The sequence below is a fragment of the Streptomyces sp. NPDC014676 genome (assembly GCF_043084105.1).
Classification (GTDB): Bacteria; Actinomycetota; Actinomycetes; order Streptomycetales; family Streptomycetaceae; genus Streptomyces.
Genome location: NZ_JBIBZI010000003.1, coordinates 505,716 through 525,411, shown reverse-complemented (window position 1 = coordinate 525,411; position 19,696 = coordinate 505,716). Strand labels below are relative to the sequence as shown.

Below are 19,696 nucleotides of genomic sequence, written 5' to 3'. Positions count from 1 at the left end.
ACAACGGTTTTCAGGCAACAGGAGTGTGAGGTTCGATGACGACCCGACGAATACGGGGCGCCGCCGCCGCGGTCGCGATGGCCGGTGCGGTCGCCGCCTGCTCGGCGCCGGGCGACGGCGGCGCGGACGGCGGGGCGTCCGCCGAATCCGTCGTGATCGGGGTCCCGTCCGAACCGGACACCCTCAGCCCGCTGCTCGGCTACGGCAAGGACGGCAACTCCAAGATCTTCGACGGACTCCTCGCCCGCGACGCCGACATGAGGCTGAAGCCGGCCCTGGCCAAGGCGCTCCCCGAGGTCACCGACGGCGGCCGCACCTACACCTACACCCTGCGCGACGGCGTGAAGTTCAGCGACGGCGAGCCGCTGACCGCCGACGACGTGGTCTTCACGTACGACACCGTGCTGGACGAGAAGACCAACAACACCGCCAAGAGCGAACTGGACGCCGTCAAGGACGTCCGGGCCGAGGGCGACGACAAGGTCGTCTTCACCCTCGCCTACCCCTACGCGGCCTTCGCCGCCCGCACCGTACTGCCCGTCGTCCCCGAGCACGTCGCGGGCGGACAGGATCCCAACACCGGCCCGTTCAACACCAAGCCGGTCGGCACCGGACCGTACGTCCTCACCGGCTGGAGCAAGGGCGAGAAACTCACCTTCAAGGCCAATCCGGACTACTGGGGCGGCGCCCCGAAGGTGAAAAAGCTCACCATGGCGATCATCGCCGACGACGACGTCCGCGCCACCCGGCTGCGCTCCGGCGACCTCGACGGCGCGGCCCTGCCGCCCAACCTCGCCGCCACCTTCAAGGACGACGACGGCAGGAAGACGTACCGGGCGACGTCGTACGACTTCCGCGCCGTCACCCTCCCCACCGGCAACCCCGTCGCCGGCGACACCGCGATCCGCCGCGCCCTGGACCTCGCCGTGGACCGCGAGACCATGGTCGACAAGATCCTCGACGGCGCCGGCCGCCCCGCCTACGGTCCGCTGCCCGTCGACGACCCCTGGTTCGCCGAGGACGTCGAACGCCCCCAGGACCTCGGCAAGGCCAAGAGCATCCTCGACGAGGCCGGCTGGAAGACCGGAAAGGACGGCATCCGCGCCAAGGACGGCCGCCCCGCCCGCTTCACCCTCTCCTACCCCTCCGGCGACAAGGTCCGCCAGGACCACGCCCTCGCCTACGCCTCCGACGCCAAGAAGGCCGGCATCGACGTCAAGGTGGAGAGCGCCACCTGGGAGGTCATCGAACCCCGGATGAAGCACGACGCCGTCCTCGCCGGCTTCGGCAGCACCGGCGACCCCGACTTCGGCCTCTACACGCTCCTGCACTCCTCCCTCGCCGGCGACGGCTTCAACAACATGGCCCTGTACGACAACCCGGCCGTCGACGAGGCCCTCGACACCGGCCGCCGCGGCCAGGACCCGAAGGACCGCGAGGCCGCCTACGACACCCTCCAGCGCGAACTGGTGAAGAACCCCGGCTACACCTTCCTCACCCACATCGACCACATGTACGTCCTCGCCGACCGCTGGAAGGACCTCACCACCCAGACCGAACCCCACGAGCACGGCTTCGCCAGCGGCCCCTGGTGGAACGTCGAGGACTGGCAGCCCGCCGCATGACCGCACTCCCCTGGGGAGAGATGGCCCGGCTCACGGCACGGCGGGCCCTGTTCGCCGTGCCGGTGCTGCTGGTCGTCACCTTCGGCGTGTTCGCCGTCGCCGCCGCCTCCCCCTTCGACCCCGTCAAGGCGTACGCCGGCACCGCCGCGCTCGGTGCCGACCAGGAGACCCTGGACCGGCTGCGGGAGAACCTCGGCGTGGACCGGCCGTTCACCGCCCGCTGGTGGGACTGGCTGACCTCCGCGGTCGGCGGCGACCTCGGCCGGTCCACCGTGATGCGCCAGCCCGTCGCCGAGGTCATCGGTGAACGCCTGGTCTGGTCGGCCCTGCTGTGCGCCGTCGCGTTCGCCGTCGCCGTCCTGCTCGGCACCGTGCTCGGCGTCCTCGCCGCCCGCCGCCCCGGCTCGCTCCTCGACCGTGCGGTCACCTCCCTCGCGTACGCCCTGGAGGCCGCCCCGGTCTTCTGGACCGCCCTGCTCGCCGTCTGGCTGTTCGCCCTGAAGCTGGACGTCCTCCCGGCCGGCGGCCTCACCGACACCGGCAGCGACCAGGTCACCTTCGGTCAGGTCACGAGCCACCTGATCCTGCCCGCCGGCGTCCTCGCCGTCTCCCAGCTGCCCTGGTTCACCCTCTACGTCCGTCAGGGCGTCGGCGACGCCCTCGCCGAGGACCCCGTGCGCGGCGCCCGCGCCCGCGGCCTGAGCGAACGCACCGTCCTGCTCGGCCACGCCCTGCGCTCCGGACTGCTGCCCGTGCTCACCCTGATCGGCTCCCGCGTCCCCGAACTCATCACCGGCGCCCTGCTGGTGGAGACCGTGTTCAGCTGGCCGGGCATCGCCGCGGCCACCGTCGAGGCGGCCACCTCCGTGGACTTCCCGCTCCTTGCCGCGCTGACCACCCTCGCCACCGCCGCCGTCCTCGCCGGAAACCTCCTCGCCGACCTGCTCTACGGACTGATCGACCCGAGGGTGAAGCTGAATGAGATGTGACCCCCATGGACGCGACCCCCATGGACGTGACTCCCACGGAGGCAACTCCCATGGCTGCTGACACCACCACCGTGACCAAACCGGTGTGGCGCGCACACGGCACCGCCCGCCGCTCCACCCACACCCTGCGGCTGTACGTCTCCGCCGGACTCGTCGCCGTGACCGTCCTCGCGGTGCTCCTCGTCCCCCCGCTGGTCCGGCTCGACCAGCAGGTGGTCGACCTCGCCGCCAAACTCCTGCCGCCGTCCTGGTCCCACCCCTTCGGCACCGACGACGTGGGCCGCGACCTGCTGCTGCGCTGTGTCTACGGGCTCAGGGTGTCGTTGCTGGTGGGCGTGGTGGCCGCGCTCGCCGCCACCGTGATCGGCACCGCCGTCGGCGCCACCGCCGGCGCGCTCGGCGGCTGGGCCGACCGCGCGGTCATGCGCCTGGTCGACACCTTCTCCTCCGTACCGCACCTGCTGCTCGGCGTCTTCATCGTCGCCATGTTCCGGCCGGGCGTCTGGCCGGTGGTGATCTCCGTCGGCCTCACCCACTGGCTGTCCACCGCCCGGATCGTCCGCGCCGAGGTCCTCTCGCTGCGCTCCCGCCCCTACATCGACGCGGCCGTCTCCGGCGGCGCCTCCCGGTGGCGGGTCGTCGTCCGGCACCTGCTGCCCGGCGTGCTGCCCCAGGCCGGCCTCGCCGCCGTCCTCATGGTGCCGCACGCCATGTGGCACGAGTCGGCCCTGTCCTTCCTCGGCCTCGGCCTGCCCGCCCACACCGCCAGCCTCGGCACCCTCATCCAGGGCGCCCGCGGCTCCCTGCTCGCCGGACAGTGGTGGCCGACCCTCTTCCCCGGCCTGTTCCTGATCATCCCCACCCTCGCCGTCGCCGGTCTCGCCGGTGTCTGGCGGGAGCGGATCAACCCCCGCCGCCGATCGGAGCTGACACTGTGACGACCGAGCGACCTGCCGTGCCGTCGGCGGAGCATGCGGCGATCCCGCATGCGGCGACGGCCGAGAGCCTCCCTTCGCCGTCCACCGGCGCCGCGACGGCCGAGCGACCTGCCGTGCTGTCGGTGCGCGGCCTGTCCGTACGCTTCCTGCTGCCGGGCGGACGCCGCGTCGCCGCCGTCACCGACGCCCACTTCGACGTGGCACCCGGCGAATGCCTCGCCCTGATCGGCGAGAGCGGCTGCGGCAAGTCCGTCCTCGCCTCCGCCCTCCTCGGCCTGCTCCCCGCCAACGCCCGGACCGCGGGCCACGCCCACCTCGGCGACCTGGACCTGCTGACCGCCGGCGAACGCACCCTCGCCCGCACCGTGCGGGGCCGCCGCATCGGCCTCATCCCGCAGAGCCCGGCCGCCCACCTCACCCCCGTACGCACCATCCGCTCCCAACTGGAGGAGACGGTCGCCCAGCTCACCGGCGTCCGGGGCCGCGCGGCCCTGCGCACGGCGGCCGAACAGGCCGCCGGACGCGCCGGATTCCCGCCGGACCACCTCGACCGCCATCCCCACGAACTCTCCGGCGGCCTGGCCCAGCGCGCCGCCACCGCCCTCGCCCTGGTGGGCGAGGCACCCCTCCTGCTGGCCGACGAACCCACCACAGGCCTGGACCGCGACCTGGTGGACCGCACCGTCGACGAACTGCGCCGCCACGCCGACGCCGACGGCGACCGGGCCCTGCTGATGATCACCCACGACCTCGCGGCGGCGGAACGCGTCGCCGACCGGGTGGCCGTCATGTACGCGGGCCGCATCGTCGAACTGACCCGAGCGAGCGCCTTCTTCGGCGCACCGGGCCCCCGCCACCCCTACAGCCGGGGCCTGCTGGACGCCCTCCCCGACCGGGCCTTCACCCCCATCCCCGGCATGCCCCCCGAACTCGGCGCCCTCCCCGACGGCTGCGCCTTCGCCCCCCGCTGCGACCGCGCCACGGACACCTGCACGGCGCTCCCGCCCTTCACCGGGTCGGTCGCCTGTCACCACCCGGCCCCGGCACCCACCCCCGAGGACATCCGTGCTTGAACTGCGCTTCGTCACCGCCGGATACGACCGACGGGCCCCCGCCGTACGGGACGCCACCCTCACCGTCACCCCCGGCGAGTCCGTCGGCCTGCTCGGCCCCAGCGGCTGCGGCAAGTCCACCCTGGCGAGGGTCGCCGCCCTCCTCCACCGCCCGGACGCCGGGGACGTCGTCCTCGACGGCACCCCCGTGCGCCGCTGGCGCCACCGCGCCCCGCGCGAGCTGCGCACCGCCGTCGGCGTCGTCTTCCAGCAGCCCCGCCTCTCCGCCGACCCCCGCCTGAGCCTGGCCGACCTGATCGCGGAACCCCTGCGCGCCACGGGCCGCCGCTCGTCCGTCCCCGGCCGGGTGGCCGAACTCGCCGGAACCGTCGGCCTGACCCCCGACCTGCTCACCCGCCGCCCCCACGAGGTCAGCGACGGCCAGCTCCAACGCGCCTGCCTCGCCCGCGCGCTGGTGCTGCGCCCTCGCTGGCTGATCTGCGACGAGATGACCGCGATGCTGGACGCGTCGACCACGGCCGCGCTGGTCGGGGCCGTCGAGGCCTACCGCGCCACGACGGGCGCGGGCCTGCTGGCCGTGGGCCACGACCAGGTCCTCCTGAACCGCTGGTGCGACCGCACGGTCCACTGGGACACGGTCACCGGAGGGTGAGGCCGCCGCCGAAGGAGGAGGCGGGGCCACCGGGTTCCTCACCGGCTGACGGCATCGTGCGCGGTCCGGCTCAGCCGGACGTCGGGCGCAGCACCAGGCAGACGAAGCCGAAGACGTCCCGGTAGACGCGCAGCCAGCCGTCGCGGTGGGCGGTGGCCGTCGCCAGGGCCTGCGCGCCGTCCGGGTCGTCCGGGTGGTCCAGGGCCCATGAGGCCAGCGATCCCGTCCACGCCCACTCGTAGTCGTCGAGCTCCTCACGTGTGCTGATGTGCCCGTGGACGGGGGTCCATCCGTCGGCGACGACGCGGTCCGTCGTGGTCGGCAGGTCGCTGAGGTCGCCGAGCGTCCCGACGGCCTCGGAGGAGGGCTCCCGCGCCCAGAACCCGTCACCGATCAGGACGCGTCCGCCGGGAGCCAGGTGCCCGCGGGCCGCCGCGAGGGTGGCGGGCAGGCCGCCGAAGGCGTGGGTGGCCCCGACGCTGATCACCAGGTCGAAGGCGTGGGAGGCGGCGAAATCCCCGGCATCCCCGTGATGGAGCACGAGGCGTTCCTGGACCCCGCGCACGCGCGCCGCCTCCCGGGCATGCTCCAGCGAGCCCGCGGAGACGTCCACGCCCTCGGCCCGCAGTCCCGGATACGCGGTCAGGGCGCGCAGCAGCCACTCCCCGCCGCCGCAGCCGAGGTCGAGCACCCGGGCGTTGTCGCGCGGGACAGCGCGTTCCAGCAGCCGCCGTACCGAGTCGTCGCCGAGCGGGGCCGCGACCGGGTGATCCGCGTGGGCAAGCCGGGAGATCTGTTCACGACGCACCGCCGGAGCCTGACACGGGCGGAGCCGGCACGCACCCCTTTTTCCGCCGGGCGGCCGGTACGGGCGGCCGGAACCGCCTGTACCGGGTGGGGTCAGACCTCGGTGCCCTCCATGAACGCCTCCTCGCCGAGCGCCCCCGCCGCGAAGCCGCCGAAGAAGCCCTCCATGAGCTCGTCGATGTCCACCTCGGTGGCGTTCGCCGGGGCCGTGGCCTTCTCGCCCCCGCCCAGGCGCAGCACCAGCGCGAACTTCTTGACCTTCGCCTTCTCCGCCAGCTTGGCCAGGTCGATGGAGACCTCGGTCAGCTCGCCGTTCTTCAGCGTGAAGTCGGCCGTGACCTTCTCGTTCGGCGCGTCCTTGAAGTCCTCGGCCGTCGGCAGCTCGGCGCCCGGCGGCAGTTCCTTCGCCAACGGGGCCAGCTCGTCGGTCAGTTCGGTCATCAGCGTGCGGAAGGGCGCCGTGGCCTCGATGTGTTCGGTGCCGTCCGGCCCGTCGGAGGTCTTGAAGTCGACCTCCTTGGCGACGACCTGCCGCAGTGCCTTGGTGAGCTTCTTCTGCGTCTTGGCGTCGAGCGTGGGGTCCGCCGAGGGCTCCCCGGCCTCGGCGCCCTCCGCCCCCGACATCCGCCCGCCGGCCTCCTCGACCTCCTTCGTCGAGATCTTGATCCACTCACCGGCGAGGAGCTTCTTGAACGCTCCCGCGCTGTCCGGCAGTTCGTCGGCCGACGGCATGGGGCTGCCGCTCATCCGCCCGATCGCGTCCAGGTCGGCACGGACGTAGGTGTAGTCGCCGACCAGCCGGTACTCGAACAGATCGCCGTCCGGGCCGCCGAACTTCAGCGCCATGCCGTCGAGGTCCTTCTCACCGGACTCCTCGAGCGGCTTCTTGGACCGCACCGACAGGGAGATCCGCGCGTCGCTGAGCAGTTCGGCGAGCTCCTCGGGCATCGCGTCCTCGGGCGCCGACCCGGCGTCCAGCGCCTTCAGCGACGCGGCGTCGGTGTCCAGGTCCAGCTCGAAGGAGAGCGAGCGCTCCTTGCCGAGCTTCTCGAAGGCCTGGTCGAGTTTCTGTCCCGCGGACAGGTTCTCCACGGTGCCGCAGGCGGCGGAACCCGCCAGGACCACGGTGGCGACGGCGGTGGCGGTGAGGGTCTTGTGTATGGCGGAAATGACGGGCTCCTCGTGAATGCGACCGATGTGGTCGATGTGAAGACCGATCATCGCCCCGAACGGTTGCACGGTGCAGCCGAGTTTTCGGGGGCGACCGCTCGCCACCTGTTCGAGCGCGGAAGACAACCGGCCGTTCGCCCGCCGTTCAGCGGTGCTCCCTAGCGTCGCCGCAATGTCAGACACATCCGCCCTCGCGACACCGTCACCGGTGCCGCGCCCCCGGGAGAGCCCCGGCGGAACCGCACTGATCAGCTACGTGCTGCCGGTGTTCAACGAGCAGGACGGCATACGGCGCTTCCACGACGAACTCGTGGAAGCGATCGGTACCCGACCGGAGCTCTCCTTCGAACTGGTGTACGTCAATGATGGTTCGTCCGACGCCTCCCTGGCGATCCTCCGCGACCTGGCGAAGAACGATCCGCGGGTGTGCGTGGTCGACTTCGCGCGCAACTTCGGGCACCAGATGGCGATCACGGCCGGACTGGACGAGGCGCGCGGCGACGCGGTGATCGTGATGGACACCGATCTGCAGGACCCCCCGCGGGTGAGCCTGGAGCTCATCGACGCCTGGCGGGACGGCGCGGAGATCGTGCACGCCCGCCGCCGGTCCCGGCAGGACGGGCTGTTCAAGCGGGCGACGGCCGCCGCGTACTACAGGGTCCTGCGCGCGTGCACGGAGGTCGACATCCCCCTGGACACCGGGGACTTCCGGCTGCTGGACCGGCGGGTCGCCGACGAGCTGCGGCGCTACCGCGAACGCAGCCGGTTCGTGCGCGGCATCGTCGCCTCGATGGGCTTCGTCCAGACCGAGGTGCACTTCGACCGGGACGAGCGGTTCGCCGGCGAGACCAAGTACCCGCTGCGGAAGATGGCGCGGCTGGCGATCGACGGGGTGACCGGCTTCTCCACGGTTCCGCTGAAGCTCATCACCCGCCTCGGGTTCCTGGTGCTCACCCTCTCCTTCGCGGGCATTCTCTACGCGCTGGCGATGAAGGTGTTCCGGCCCGACATCACGGTGTCCGGCTGGACCATGCTCATGGTCGTCGTGCTGTTCCTGGGCGGGGTGCAGATGCTCTCGCTCGGGGTGCTCGGCTCGTACATCGGGCGCACGTACAGCGAGGCGCAGGGACGGCCGCTGTACATCGTCCGGCAGGTGGTCCGCCATGACGGTCACTGACACGCCCGCACCGACCGGGCGGCGCCCGCGACGCGACCTCCGCCAACTGGTCAGCTACACCCTCGTCGGCGGCAGCGGAGTCGCCCTGGACCTGGCCGCCTTCGCGCTCCTCTTCAACGTCCTGGGCTGGCACGAGCAGATCGCCAACGGCGTCGGCACCACCCTCGGCATCACCAACAACTTTATCCTCAACGCGGTCTTCACCTTCGGCAAGCGCGACCGTCTGCTGCTGCGTCTCGTGCGCTTCTACGCCGTCGGCCTGGTCGGTATCGCGCTCACCTTCGGGCTGCTGTGGTTCTTCGCCGGCCGGCTCGGAGCCGACCCGAACCTGGTCAAGGCCGCCTCCCTGCCGCTGGTCCTGGCGGTGCAATTCGTGCTCAACCGGAAGTGGAGCTTCGCGTGAACCTGGGCATCATCGGCGCCGGCGCCACCGGACTGACCGCCGCCTACGACGCGGTCAAGGCCGGACACACGGTCACGGTGCTGGAAGCGGCCGACGAACTGGGCGGCCTGGCCGCCTCACTGACCGTGCAGGGCACACCGCTGGAGCGCTACTACCACCACATCTTCCGCTCCGACCACGCCATGATCGAGCTGATCGAGGAGCTGGGCCTGGGCTCGTCCCTGCGCTTCCACAAGCCCACCACCGGCATCTACCGCGCCGGACGGCTGCGCCCCTTCAGCACCCCACTGCAGATGCTGCGCTTCCTCCCGCCGCTGCCGGCACTGCGCTTCGCTTTCTCCTCCGCCGCGCTGAAGGCCGTACGCAAGGGCGAGCGCTTCAACGACCGCACGGCGCTGAGCTGGCTGCGCCGCTGGGCCGGACGGCGCGCCACGGAGGAGATCTGGGAGCCGCTGCTGCGCGGCAAGTTCGGGGAGCGCGCCGAAGAGGTGTCCATGGCCTGGCTGTGGGCCCGGGTGCACTGCCGCACCTTCGAACTGGGCTATGTGCACGGCGGGTTCGACAAGGTGTACGCGGCGCTGGCGGACGCGGTCGCCTCGCGCGGCGGGAAGATCGAGTTCGGCAAGCGGCTGACGCGCATCCGGCAGGACGGCGACACGGTGACGGTCGACACCGAGGACGGGTCGTCGTACGGCTTCGACCACGTCGTCGTCACCGTCCCGCAGCCCGCCTTCGCCCGGGCCGCGGGACTGCCGTCCGACGACGTGACGTGGCGCAACCAGTACCTCGGCGCGACCTGCCTCGTGCTGGAGCTGGACCGCAGCCTCATCCCGTACTACTGGCTCAACGTCAACGACACCGACTTCCCGTTCCTGGCCGTCGTCGAGCACACCCGGATGGTGGACCCGGCGGAGTACGGCGGCAAGCACGTCGTGTACGTCGGGAACTACGTGCCGCGCGACGACTGGCGCTTCACCTCCGACCCGGAGGACCTGCTGGAGGCGTACACGCCCTGGCTGCGACGCCTGAACCCGGACTTCGACCGCTCCTGGATCTCCCGCCGGCACTTCTCCCGCGCCCCCTTCGCGCAGCCCGTCGTCACCCCGGAGTACCGGGAGCTCATCCCGCCGCACGAGACGACGATGAGCCGGGTCACGCTGGCCACGATGGCGCAGGTCTACCCGCAGGACCGGGGACAGAACTACGCCGTGGCGATGGCGCACCGGGTCATGGAGCTGATCGGCGCCCGGTGAGCCGCGGTACGGCGACGGCCACCGCCCCCGGACGGGGGCGGTGGCCGTCGCCGTACGGGCGCGTCGGCCCGTGCTCACCGCAGCCGGCACACGACGAGCTGCCTCGCGGGCGCCGGCGGACAGGCGTAGCGCGCCTCGATCCGCCGCGCCAGCGCCCGGTCGATCTTCCCCGGGGGGAACCAGCCGCGGTTCAGCACCGCGTACCGCGGCGGATCCTCGTCCAGGCAACGGGCGTTCTCGGCGTACGAGTCGAGGGTGCTCACGTCCGGGAGGTAGCGGGTGCGCTGCAGGAACGTCGGGATCGGGTAGGGGCACGGCGAGGCGTGCCCGATGAAGTACGCCTCGTCGCCGAAGGCGAGGTACTGCACGAGCGCCCCGTCCGGCAACCGCCGCCGCACCTCGGCCGCCGCGTCGGCCCTCTCCTCGGAGGCCCGCAGGTACGCGGCGTTGGTCTGGCGCACCTCGCCGCGGTTCATGAGATGGGGGGAGGAGGGCCAGACGGCCACCGCGACCAGCCCGATCCCCACCACGGCGGCCGGCACCCGCAACCCGGAGCCGCCCTGGGCCGGGCGCCGCACGTCGAGGAACGCGACGCCGAGCGCGACGGCCCCCGCCCCCCACACGACCGCCGGCCGCTGCAGTCCCTGCGGGGCGGCGGAGTACCACGGCGCCAGGACGGCGATCACGCCGCTGACCGCCAGGAAACCCACCGGCACCCGCCCCCGCACCCCGTACCAGCGCGCCACCGCGAGCCCCCACAGCGCGGCGGCGCCCACCGGCAGCGCGGCGCCGTGGTACGCGAACCAGTTGCCCTGCACCACGACCGCGCCCAGCCCCACGGCGGCCCCCGCCACGGCGAGCACCGCCCACTCGGTGCGCCGGCGCCGGGCGTCCTGGCAGGCGAGCAGCAGGAGCAGCGCCGCGGGCAGCAGGAGCAGTACGGGGCTGAGGACGGCCCGGTCCGCGAGGAAGTCGGCCGAGCGGGTGAGGAGTTCCCCGGGCCGCACGCCCTGCCGGGACAGCGAGCCCTGGTTGATCTGCGGCATGTCCCGGACCCACTGCCATTCCCGCGACCCCGACCAGAGGCTGAAGCCCAGCAGCAGCACGCTCGACGCGGCCGTCGCGGCGGCGAGGAGCAGCGCGCGCACCCGGTCGGCGGCGAAGACGGCCAGCAGCGCGATGAGCGCGGTCGCGGCGGTGGAGTACTTCATCATCACCGCGAGCCCCAGCGGTACGGCCGCGAGTGCCGCGGCGGGCACGGGCCGTTCGCCGGCGAGCACGACGGCCACCGCGAGCACCGACAGCAGCGCGGCCGTCCACTCCGGCTGGAGGAAGTCGGTGCGCGGCGCCAGCGCGAGCACCAGGGCCACCGCGGCACCGGCCAGATCCGCCTCCCGGCCCGGCAGCCGCCGCCGCAGCGCCGAGCGCAGGGCGAGCCCGGCGGCGAGGCACAGCAGCACACCGGCGCCCCGCAGGACCGCCTCGCGCACCGCGGTGGGACCGGTGCCGAGTTGATCGAGGCAGTAAAGGAACCACCGGTAGAAATACGGCCGGTGAGTAAAGGTCTCCGACGGCGAAATGCCGACCGCCTCACCACTCCGCAGACACGCCAGCACATACCGGATGTCCCCGTGCAGCCGGGCCGTCACCACGGAGTACACCAGCACGGTCCCCGTCACGACTCCGACGACCAGCCGTGCCACGCGCGCTCGTTGCCCGGCCGGCGGTTGCGTACGGGTCCGCGCCATCAACAAATCGGTCACGATGCGGGACATTAACAGTATGCCGTGAAATCCCCCGCAGGGAATTCAGCGCAGTGGGTCGTTCATTTATCGGACACCTTTGATTGGTCATGAGTTCGCCGGATAATTCTCCCGGGGCCCTTCCTTGTGATCGAGATCGTTTTATGGTGGAGCCGTGCGGGGCGGTACCGTGCCCATGCGCCCCGTTGTTCGTGCGGCCCCGTTCACATGTCCTCCTTGCCGTTCGCGCGCAATCGCTCGCTCGGCCGGTTCCATGGAGCCGGGTGTACGGGCCCGGACGTCGCGGGCCCGGAATTCCGTCCCTCCGTCGACAGCGTGACCCCGGGCCGGTTCCGCCCGGTGCCTGCCGGGCGGAACCGGCCGTCGTGCCGCATGCGGGAGGCACCACCCGTCGCTCACCGCGTACTGCACACCGTCTTCGGAGCCGCTCTGCCGCCGGCCCCCGGCGGGGACTGCGCGTCCTGCACCCGCTGTACGTCCTGGAGGAGGCCCGCGACGTCGGGGTCCCGGCCGGCGGCGGCCCGTGCGATGGTCAGCAGGACGGCCTCGTAGAAGGCGTCCCGTACGGCGGGCGCCATGACGTCCGAGGCGTCCAGGCAGCGGGGCCCTTCACGGAGCCGCCGGGCGATCTCGCCCTTGACCGCGTCACCCCGCGGCTTCACCTGACGGTTCGCCGAGAAGACGCCCGCCCGCTCGGCCCATTCCCGCTGGCCCTCCTCCGACGCCAGCCGTTCGATCAGCTCCTGCGCCTCGGGGCGGTCGCTGAACAGCGCCGCGAAGTCGCCGGTCACCTCGTGGGCCCGGACCCGGCCGCCGCCGTCCGGCAGGAGCGGGGCGGAGTCCGTCAGGCGCGCGTGCCGCGCGTCGGACCGGTAGAAGGAGAGCGCGAAGGAACCCTGGTGCTCCAGGGCGCACCCGCGCGGGCCGTCGAACAGCAGCCCGTTGCCGTCCGGGGCGCCGCGGTGGTCGGTGAGCAGAGCCCTCTCGGCCGCGCGCCCGTCCTGCCGCAGCAGACCGTCCCAGGCCTCCCAGGCGGTGCGCACCGCATCACTGCGCCACCACTTCACCCCGCCCGCGCCCAGCGCCCACTTCTCGTAGACCTCCGGGCCCTCCCGTTGCAGCACGAGGTCCTCGATCCAGTCGGTGCCGGGCCAGCCGGAGGCGCCGTCGTCCCCCATGCCGACGCACCAACTCCTCAGCGGGGCAGGCGCGTCACCCGGCTCCTCGCCCTCGCGGTACCAGACGATGCTCTTCAGATCCGCCTTGACCGGCACCCAGTACACATGTCCGGAGGACGAACCGGCCGACATCCAGGGAGCGCCGTACTCCCGCGGCTCGTAGAACTCGTCCAGCGGCTCCAGGAGGCCGCTCTCGGCGTACTCGGCGAGTTCCCCGAGGCCCGGCATGATCACGATGTCCGGGGGCTCGCCCGACTGCACCTTGGAGAGCAGCACCTCCCGCTGGGCCGCGGTGCCCTGGTAGCGGAAGGGGATGCCGAAACCCCGCAGCACGTCCTCGAACTGCTCCGCCTGCCCGGCCGTCCACGTCCCGAGGATGGTCACCGGCTCCTCGTCGTCGTGCTGTGCCCAGACCACCACCATGCCCCCGGCGACGGTCAGCAGCACGACCATCACGAACACCAGCATCCTGAACCGCCGGGTCACCGTCGCCTCCAGTAGTCCTTGTCGAGCCGCAGACCGAGCCCCAGCGCGGGCAGGACGACGGCCAGCAGGCTCCCGACGAGGGCACCCCGGTACACCGATTCGGTCCACGCGCCGTCGGCCAGGCGCAGCCGGACCTTCTCCGACATCTCCGTGACCTTCTGCTGCGCCTCGTCCGGCGGGCCGTTCCCCCAGGACTCCTCGGTGATCCGCCGCAGGTCCCCGAGCGCCCCGGTGAGATCGGCCTGGGTGGAGTACGCCGTCATCAGCGGGACCACCGCGAGCAGCACGGTGAGGACGAAGGACGCGAGCAGATACGGATTCCAGTCACGGCCGCAGCGGTCGCGCAGCACGAACAGCGCCGAGAGGAGGGTCAGCGCCACCGCGGCCAGGGAGAGTTCGGTGATCCACCACCCGGCGCGCTGCCACCACCCCATGGCGGCCGTGGCCTCGGCGTGCTCCAACTGGCTTCGCTGCAGGACCTTCAGGCGTGGTGCGACTCCCACCGTGTCGCGGGTGAGCAGCGACTCGGCCTCCCGGAGCCTCAGCTCCCGCATGAGGGGCTGGTCACGGTAGAGGGACGTGCCGAGGGCGAGGGAGTCGCTGTAGGTGGCGAGCAGACCCTTGACCGTGCCGAGGTCCTGGTCCGTGCGGTCGGCGATCCGGGACAGGCCCTGGTCGGCGGCCGAGAGCTGGGACCGGTAGGCCTCGCCGGAGCCCACGACGCCGATGAGGTTCTTTCTTACCAGGTGGTCGACCTCCTCCTGGGCCCGCAGGGCCGCGAGCCTGCTGGCGGCGAGCCCCTGCACGGCCGGTGCCTCGCGGGACGCCAGCGCCTCGGCGCCGTGCTGGACCTGACGGCTGGAGAGGAACAGGGCGGTCGACGCCACGGCCGTGAGCAGGAACAGCACCAGCAGATGCGCCTCCAGCAGCCGGCGGGTCCGCCGGGAGCCCAGACGCCCGCGCCAGAAGGCGGCGGGGGAGTACCGGCTCCGGGAGCCGGCGCGTCCGGCCGTCACAGCAGTCTCTCCCCGCACACGATGCAGTGACGGGCCTCGCTCCCCGCCGGGGCACCGCAGTCGCCGCAGCCCGGACCCGGCCGGGCGCCGACGGTGTCGGCCAGGGGACCGCCGGGACGGGATCCGGCGCGCAGGATCATCGGGCCGAGGGTGCCGGCGTCGACGGGGCGCAGCCGGACCCGCCCCTCGGCCGCGTCCTCGATGCGGGCGACCGCGCGGATCTCGTCCAGCACCCAGTCCGTGCCGAACCGCGCCGCCAGCCGGGCGGCCTGCCCCAGGCGGTCCTCCGCGGTGTCGCGCCGGTGTTCCCGCAGGGCCACGAGTCCCTGGCGCAGGGCGCTGCGCATCCGGGCGGTGGCGTTGAGGGTGCGCACGCTGTCGGCGCCCGCCGGGGCGTGCGGCGGGGACTGCCCGGGGAGGTGCCAGCGGGCGGTGACGGGCGCGTGGACCTCACCGATGGAGACCATGGCGAACTGCAGCTCGGTCTCCAGCGGGTCGCCGTCGGAGTCGGCGACCAGGGTGAGCAGGTAGTCGCGTCCGCCCTGCTCCCACTGGTAGGTCGGGAAGCTCCAGCAGTGCGGCCGGCCGGGCTCGGGCAGTCCGCCGAGGCGGTGCGGCCGGGGCGCCTTCTCGCTGAGCGAGACCTGGCGCACGGAGGGCCGTACCGTCACCTCGATCGGCAGCTGGGGAGTGTGCACCCGGCGCAGCCGCTGGATGGCGGCGGTGATCGCGCGGCCCAGTCCGTCGTCCACGAACTCGGCCGTGCCGTGCAGCCGTTCGGCGAGGACGAGCAGCGGGTCGGGGGTCCAGTCCGAGCCCACGGCGAACACATCGCAGGTGAACCGCCCGGCGCAGGCGTCCAGTTCCTCCTCCAGCCGGTGCTCGTCGGTGGCGGCGGCACTGCTGCCGTCGGTGATCAGCACCAGATGGCGTACGGACACCGGCCGGCCGGCGAGCAGGGCGCGCGCCCCGGCCACCCAGGCGGCGTACCCCGCGGGACGCGGCCCCTCCCGGTGCAGCGGGAGCGAACCCGCGACGAAGGCGGCCCGGCGCCTCGCGTCCTGGTCGGCGACGGCCCACTCGTCGTCGCCCCGCGGATAGCAGCGGACCGGCTCGGGGCCGCTGCCGAGCACGGCGAAGGAGATCCGGTCGGGCAGGGCGCGCAGCGCCGCCGGCAGGGCGTGCCGGACGGCCGCCCGGTGGGACTCGGCGACGTCCACCGCGATGATCACCGCGAGCTGGACCGCGGGCAGGTCGGTGGGGGCGCCGTCGGCGGCCACGTCGACCCGCAGATGTGCCTCGATCTTCGCGCTGCGGTGCGGGCGCGGGTCACCGCCGAGGTCGACGTGGAGCCGGATGCCCGGCTGCGGAGGCCGGGTGGGGCCGCTCATGTCGTACGTCACCGTTCCTTCCTTCACCTTCGTCGCCGGGTGCCGTCCCGTTCCCGTCGTGCCGTGCGGTCAGAACACGGTCTGCGGCCGTACCGCGTGCATGAGGTCCACCAGGTGTTCGTGGGCGGCGGGCTCCTGGTGGTGTGCCGCCAGCCGCCGGTAGAGCGACTCCAGCCGCTCGCGCGCCTCGCGCTCCGGAGCGCTCAGCCGGCGCAGGGCGCGGGCGGTGAGCCGTCCGGTGCCCCCTCCCGGAGCGCCGGGACGGTCGCTGAGGCTGTGCACCGCGTCCAGTTTCCACTCGTGGAGCTCGGTGCTCAGACGCAGCGCCTCGTCCTCGGACAGGCTCGGCTCCCCGTCGCCCGGACGCCGGCCCACCAGACCGTGCAGTTCGGCCAGCGCCGCGTCGACCTCGGCGGGCAGGGGCAGCGGATCACCGTCTCCGGGCAGCCGGGCCGCGCGGATGCGCAGGGCGGCGATCCGGGCGACGGTGTGGTCCAGTGTGCCCGGCCCGACCCGGCCGAGCACGTCGATGGCGGCCCGGCGGTCACGCGCGCGGAGCGCGAGCCGGGCCAGACCGAGGGCGGCGCCGCCGTGCGCGGGGTTGCGGGCGAACACCGCCTCGTACAGTTCCTTGGCCGTGGGCTCGGCGGTGTCGTCGCCGAGCCACTCCGCACAGTGGGCGAGGGCCAGTTTCGGCGCGTACTCGCCGGGCAGTTCGAGGTGGACCTGGGTGAAGTGGTGGCGGGCCTCGGCGACCTGCCGGGGGTCGTCGTCGAGGCCGGCGCTGCACAGCGCGAGCAGGGCGCGGTGCCACTCCAGCCGCCACCGGCGCACGGCGGACGGCCCGGGGACGGAGTCGGCCGTGTCCAGTTCCTCCTGGGCCCGCCGCAGGTCGTCGCGGGTGTTCCGGCCCAGCAGGACACGCGCGTTGTGCAGGCGGATCTCCACCGAGCGCGGTTTCTCCTCCTCCTGCTCCAGGAGCCGGCCCGGGTCGTAGCCGCTGCTCACCTCGAACCGTGTGGCCTGCGGATCGCCCGGATACGGCCTGGGCACCGGCAGACAGGCGGCGATCTCGGTGGGGGTGGGCGTGCCGAGGTCGAGGACCGGTGCCACGGGCGGCTGGTAACGGTCGCGGCGGGGCCTCTCCAGCCAGTGCCCGATGTCCGGCACCGTGCCGAGCCGGGCGCCGGGCAGTCTGCTGGACGGCCGGAAGTGGTCGGAGGGCTCCGGTGGGTCGCTCTTGCCGCGCAGCGCGCGGATCTCCCGCAGGGCGCCGCGCAGTTGGCCGACCATCTCGCGGGCGTCGGCGAAGCGGCGGCCCGGGTCGGTCCGTACGGCACGGTCGACGACCCGGTCGAAGGAGGCGGTGCCGAGACCGGGCACGCCGGCGACGGCCCAGCGGGCGAGTTCCCGCAGGGTGACGCCGACGGTGTGCAGGTCGTGGGCGACGGTGGGCACGGCCGAGGTCCCGGTCTCGGGCGCCATGTAGTCGGGCGTGACATGGGCGGGCGGCAGGCTCTGGCCCTGTTCGCGCATGCCGCCGAGGTCGATGACCTTGAGGCCGTCCCGGTGGTGCACGACGTTGGAGGGTTTCATGTCCCCGTAGACGAAGACCCGTTCGCCGTCGGCGTGCAGATGGACGAAGGCTTCGAGGATCTGGCAGCCGTACGTCGCGACGTGCTCGATGTCGAGGACGGACTCCCCGCGCCGGACCTCCTCGACGACCTTCGCGAGGGTGCCGTCACCGACGTCGTCCATGACGATGTAGCCGCCGGTGACCCGGCCGGTGTCGTCCCGGCGGGCGACGAAGTCGCGGATCTGGACGATGCGGGGGTGGCGGATGGCGACGAGGTTGCGGCGTTCGACGTCGGCGAGGCGGGCGCCGTCGTGCTCGTACCGGTTGAGCAGTCCCTTGACGGCGACGACGTCACCGAGATGGGTGTCCTCGGCGAGGTAGACCCAGCCCTGGCCGCCGTGCGCGATGGGCCCCATGACGCGGTACTGGTCGCGCAGCAGGTCGCCCTCGACGAGTTCGGGCCGGTACGAGTAGCGCTCGCCGCACACCGGGCAGAACCCCTCGATCGGCACCGGGCCCTCGGTGTAGGGCGGGGCGAAGGTGATGCCGCAGTCGGCGGACGAGCAGCTCATGCGGATGCGCGGCGGGGCCTCGGGCCGGACGAGGCGTTCCCCGGCGGGGCGCGGCTCGCGTTCGGGGAGCGTGAGGAGTTCGCGGGGGCCGAGTTCGCGGGGGTCCTCCGGCAGGGCGGGCAGTCCGGGGCCGTCCTGGGCGCGGCCGCAGACGGCGCAGTAGCCGGTGGGCAGTACGGTGCCGCCGCAGGGGGTCCCGGTGAAACGCCGGTGCGGGCAGGTCGTCATCCTCGCGTGCCTCTCCTTCCCCTCCCGGCCCGGACGGTGCACGGCGTCACCGGTCCCCGCAGCGTCTCAGGTCGGCGCGCAGGGTCCTGATCAGCGAGCGCAGCCGGGTGAGTTGCTGTTGCGGGTCCCGTACGTCGTCGAGCAGGCGGCGGGTGGCGCGGTGCCGGTCGGCGGTCTCGGTCACGGAGCCGAGGGAGGCGCTGTCGACGATGTCGCGGCGTATCGCCCGGCTGAACTCCGCGCGCTGCAAGCGGTCGAGCAGGGTGTCCGCGTGGTGGAGGAGCGCGGGCCGCAGGAGGAGGTCACGGGAGGCGGCCCAGCCGGGCCCGCCCTCGTGGCGGAAGACGAGCAGCAGCCGGAAGCCGAACGTCCTTAATCGGGACAGGATCTCGATGAGGGGTCCCGGCCGCGGCTCCTCGTCGAGCCCGTCGACGAGGACCGTGACCGGCCGTACGGGCGCACGGTCGGCCGCCCGCTCGGGCCGGGCCTTGGCGCCGCGCAGCCAGTCCCAGTACGCCAGGTACTCACCGGCCGGGAAGGTGACCTGGTCCAGGGCGTGGTCGATGAGGTCCGGCCTGCTGGCGCCGCCGCGGTGGACGACGTGGGCACGGTGCAGCAGATGGCGCAGCGACCGGTCCTTGCCACTGCCCGGAGGCACCACGGTGATCTTCACCGGGTCCTCGTCCGGATCGTCGAACCACCGGGACAACCGCTCCTCGAAGCCGTGGTCCCAGGCGCCCGGACCGCTCAGCTCCTTGACGAGCGGCGAGAGTTCGGCGATGCGTCCGATGGGGATCAGATACGAGAAGGAGAGCCGGTTGTCCTCGGGCAGGGCCGCGCCCAGGTCTCCGCGCCAGCTCACGACGAGGCCCACCACCCGGGCGGGCCGGTCCTCCTGGGGCCGGGTGCACACGCCGGCGCCGCTGAACCCGGCGCGCACCACCTCCGACCGGGTGACGGCGTCGAGCTGCACCCGCTCACCGCTGGCGCCGCCGATCCGCCCCCACAGGCTCATGCCGTCGTCGAAGCCCTCCGCGTAACCGGTCGCGTACACCTCCATGCCGCCCCACAGCCCGGTCTCCAGCGGAGCACGGCGCGCCTGCGGACGCGGGCTGTCCAGCCGCAGCACGGCGACGTCCTCACCGCCGGGACCCTCCGCCAGCCAGCCACCGGGCATGACCCGCGCCGAGACCGGTTCGAGCCCGCCGTTCTCGGCGAACTCCAGCCACATGACGGCATCCGGCCGGCGCACCACGTGCGCGCAGGTCAGCGCCGTGTACTGGTCGACGAGCACACCGGCGCCGCACACAGGGCCGTGCGCGTCCTCGCGCCGCAGCCTGAGTCTCCAGTCCGCACGCAGTTCCCCCATGCCGTCTCACATTACGTGCAAAGCCTGGGG

Annotated in this window: 16 protein-coding genes; 8 read left to right on the top strand and 8 right to left on the bottom strand. The window is 73.1% G+C overall.

The window, feature by feature from the left end; translation table 11 throughout:
• Positions 1-35: 35 nt before the first annotated feature.
• The 5 genes from ACF1DX_RS11020 to ACF1DX_RS11000 are packed head-to-tail and all read left to right on the top strand — an operon-like array spanning position 36 to position 5,277.
• A complete protein-coding gene (locus tag ACF1DX_RS11020) occupies positions 36-1,625 on the top strand; it encodes an ABC transporter substrate-binding protein (protein ID WP_391790885.1) in 1,590 nt (529 codons plus the stop codon).
• Between the two features lie 20 nt (positions 1,626-1,645).
• Complete coding sequence (locus ACF1DX_RS11015) at positions 1,646-2,614, top strand: ABC transporter permease (RefSeq protein WP_391791186.1); 969 nt, start codon at positions 1,646-1,648, stop codon at positions 2,612-2,614.
• 50 nt (positions 2,615-2,664) lie between these two features.
• Positions 2,665-3,552 (top strand): ABC transporter permease, encoded by an 888-nt coding sequence (locus ACF1DX_RS11010; RefSeq protein ID WP_391790884.1) that lies wholly within the window; start codon positions 2,665-2,667, stop codon positions 3,550-3,552.
• Positions 3,549-4,625 carry an ABC transporter ATP-binding protein gene (locus ACF1DX_RS11005; protein ID WP_391790883.1) on the top strand — a complete coding sequence of 359 codons (1,077 nt, stop codon included), beginning with the start codon at positions 3,549-3,551 and terminating at the stop codon, positions 4,623-4,625. Before ACF1DX_RS11010 ends, ACF1DX_RS11005 begins: the two co-directional genes overlap by 4 nt.
• Positions 4,618-5,277, top strand: coding sequence for an ABC transporter ATP-binding protein (locus ACF1DX_RS11000; RefSeq protein WP_391790882.1), 660 nt, complete (start codon positions 4,618-4,620; stop codon positions 5,275-5,277). Before ACF1DX_RS11005 ends, ACF1DX_RS11000 begins: the two co-directional genes overlap by 8 nt.
• A gap of 70 nt (positions 5,278-5,347) precedes the next feature.
• On the opposite strand, the gene ACF1DX_RS10995 is transcribed toward ACF1DX_RS11000, so the two are convergent.
• Positions 5,348-6,085, bottom strand: coding sequence for an SAM-dependent methyltransferase (locus ACF1DX_RS10995; RefSeq protein ID WP_391790881.1), 738 nt, complete (start codon positions 6,083-6,085; stop codon positions 5,348-5,350).
• 92 nt (positions 6,086-6,177) lie between these two features.
• Positions 6,178-7,305, bottom strand: coding sequence for a hypothetical protein (locus ACF1DX_RS10990; protein WP_391790880.1), 1,128 nt, complete (start codon positions 7,303-7,305; stop codon positions 6,178-6,180).
• Between the two features lie 121 nt (positions 7,306-7,426).
• Between ACF1DX_RS10990 and ACF1DX_RS10985 the strand changes: the two genes are divergently transcribed.
• The 3 genes from ACF1DX_RS10985 to ACF1DX_RS10975 are packed head-to-tail and all read left to right on the top strand — an operon-like array spanning position 7,427 to position 10,087.
• Positions 7,427-8,431, top strand: coding sequence for a glycosyltransferase family 2 protein (locus tag ACF1DX_RS10985; protein ID WP_391790879.1), 1,005 nt, complete (start codon positions 7,427-7,429; stop codon positions 8,429-8,431).
• Entirely contained in the window at positions 8,418-8,834 is a 417-nt protein-coding gene (locus tag ACF1DX_RS10980; RefSeq protein ID WP_391790878.1) for a GtrA family protein, read from the top strand. The genes ACF1DX_RS10985 and ACF1DX_RS10980 overlap by 14 nt, the downstream gene beginning before the upstream one ends.
• Entirely contained in the window at positions 8,831-10,087 is a 1,257-nt protein-coding gene (locus ACF1DX_RS10975) for an NAD(P)/FAD-dependent oxidoreductase (RefSeq protein ID WP_391790877.1), read from the top strand. The genes ACF1DX_RS10980 and ACF1DX_RS10975 overlap by 4 nt, the downstream gene beginning before the upstream one ends.
• A gap of 74 nt (positions 10,088-10,161) precedes the next feature.
• Here the strand turns inward: ACF1DX_RS10975 and ACF1DX_RS10970 are convergent, their stop codons facing one another.
• The 6 genes from ACF1DX_RS10970 to ACF1DX_RS10945 form a co-directional block, all read right to left on the bottom strand.
• Positions 10,162-11,790, bottom strand: a complete 1,629-nt coding sequence (locus tag ACF1DX_RS10970) for a hypothetical protein (protein ID WP_391790876.1) — start codon at positions 11,788-11,790, stop codon at positions 10,162-10,164.
• A gap of 455 nt (positions 11,791-12,245) precedes the next feature.
• Positions 12,246-13,514, bottom strand: coding sequence for an ABC transporter substrate-binding protein (locus ACF1DX_RS10965; protein WP_391790875.1), 1,269 nt, complete (start codon positions 13,512-13,514; stop codon positions 12,246-12,248).
• Positions 13,511-14,530 (bottom strand): hypothetical protein, encoded by a 1,020-nt coding sequence (locus ACF1DX_RS10960; protein WP_391790874.1) that lies wholly within the window; start codon positions 14,528-14,530, stop codon positions 13,511-13,513. The genes ACF1DX_RS10965 and ACF1DX_RS10960 overlap by 4 nt, the downstream gene beginning before the upstream one ends.
• On the bottom strand, positions 14,527-15,921 hold the full coding sequence (locus ACF1DX_RS10955) for a hypothetical protein (RefSeq protein ID WP_391791185.1): 1,395 nt from the start codon (positions 15,919-15,921) through the stop codon (positions 14,527-14,529). The genes ACF1DX_RS10960 and ACF1DX_RS10955 overlap by 4 nt, the downstream gene beginning before the upstream one ends.
• A 69-nt stretch (positions 15,922-15,990) precedes the next feature.
• Entirely contained in the window at positions 15,991-18,297 is a 2,307-nt protein-coding gene (locus tag ACF1DX_RS10950; RefSeq protein WP_391790873.1) for a tetratricopeptide repeat protein, read from the bottom strand.
• Between the two features lie 46 nt (positions 18,298-18,343).
• Positions 18,344-19,666 (bottom strand): serine protease, encoded by a 1,323-nt coding sequence (locus ACF1DX_RS10945; RefSeq protein ID WP_391790872.1) that lies wholly within the window; start codon positions 19,664-19,666, stop codon positions 18,344-18,346.
• Positions 19,667-19,696: the final 30 nt, after the last annotated feature.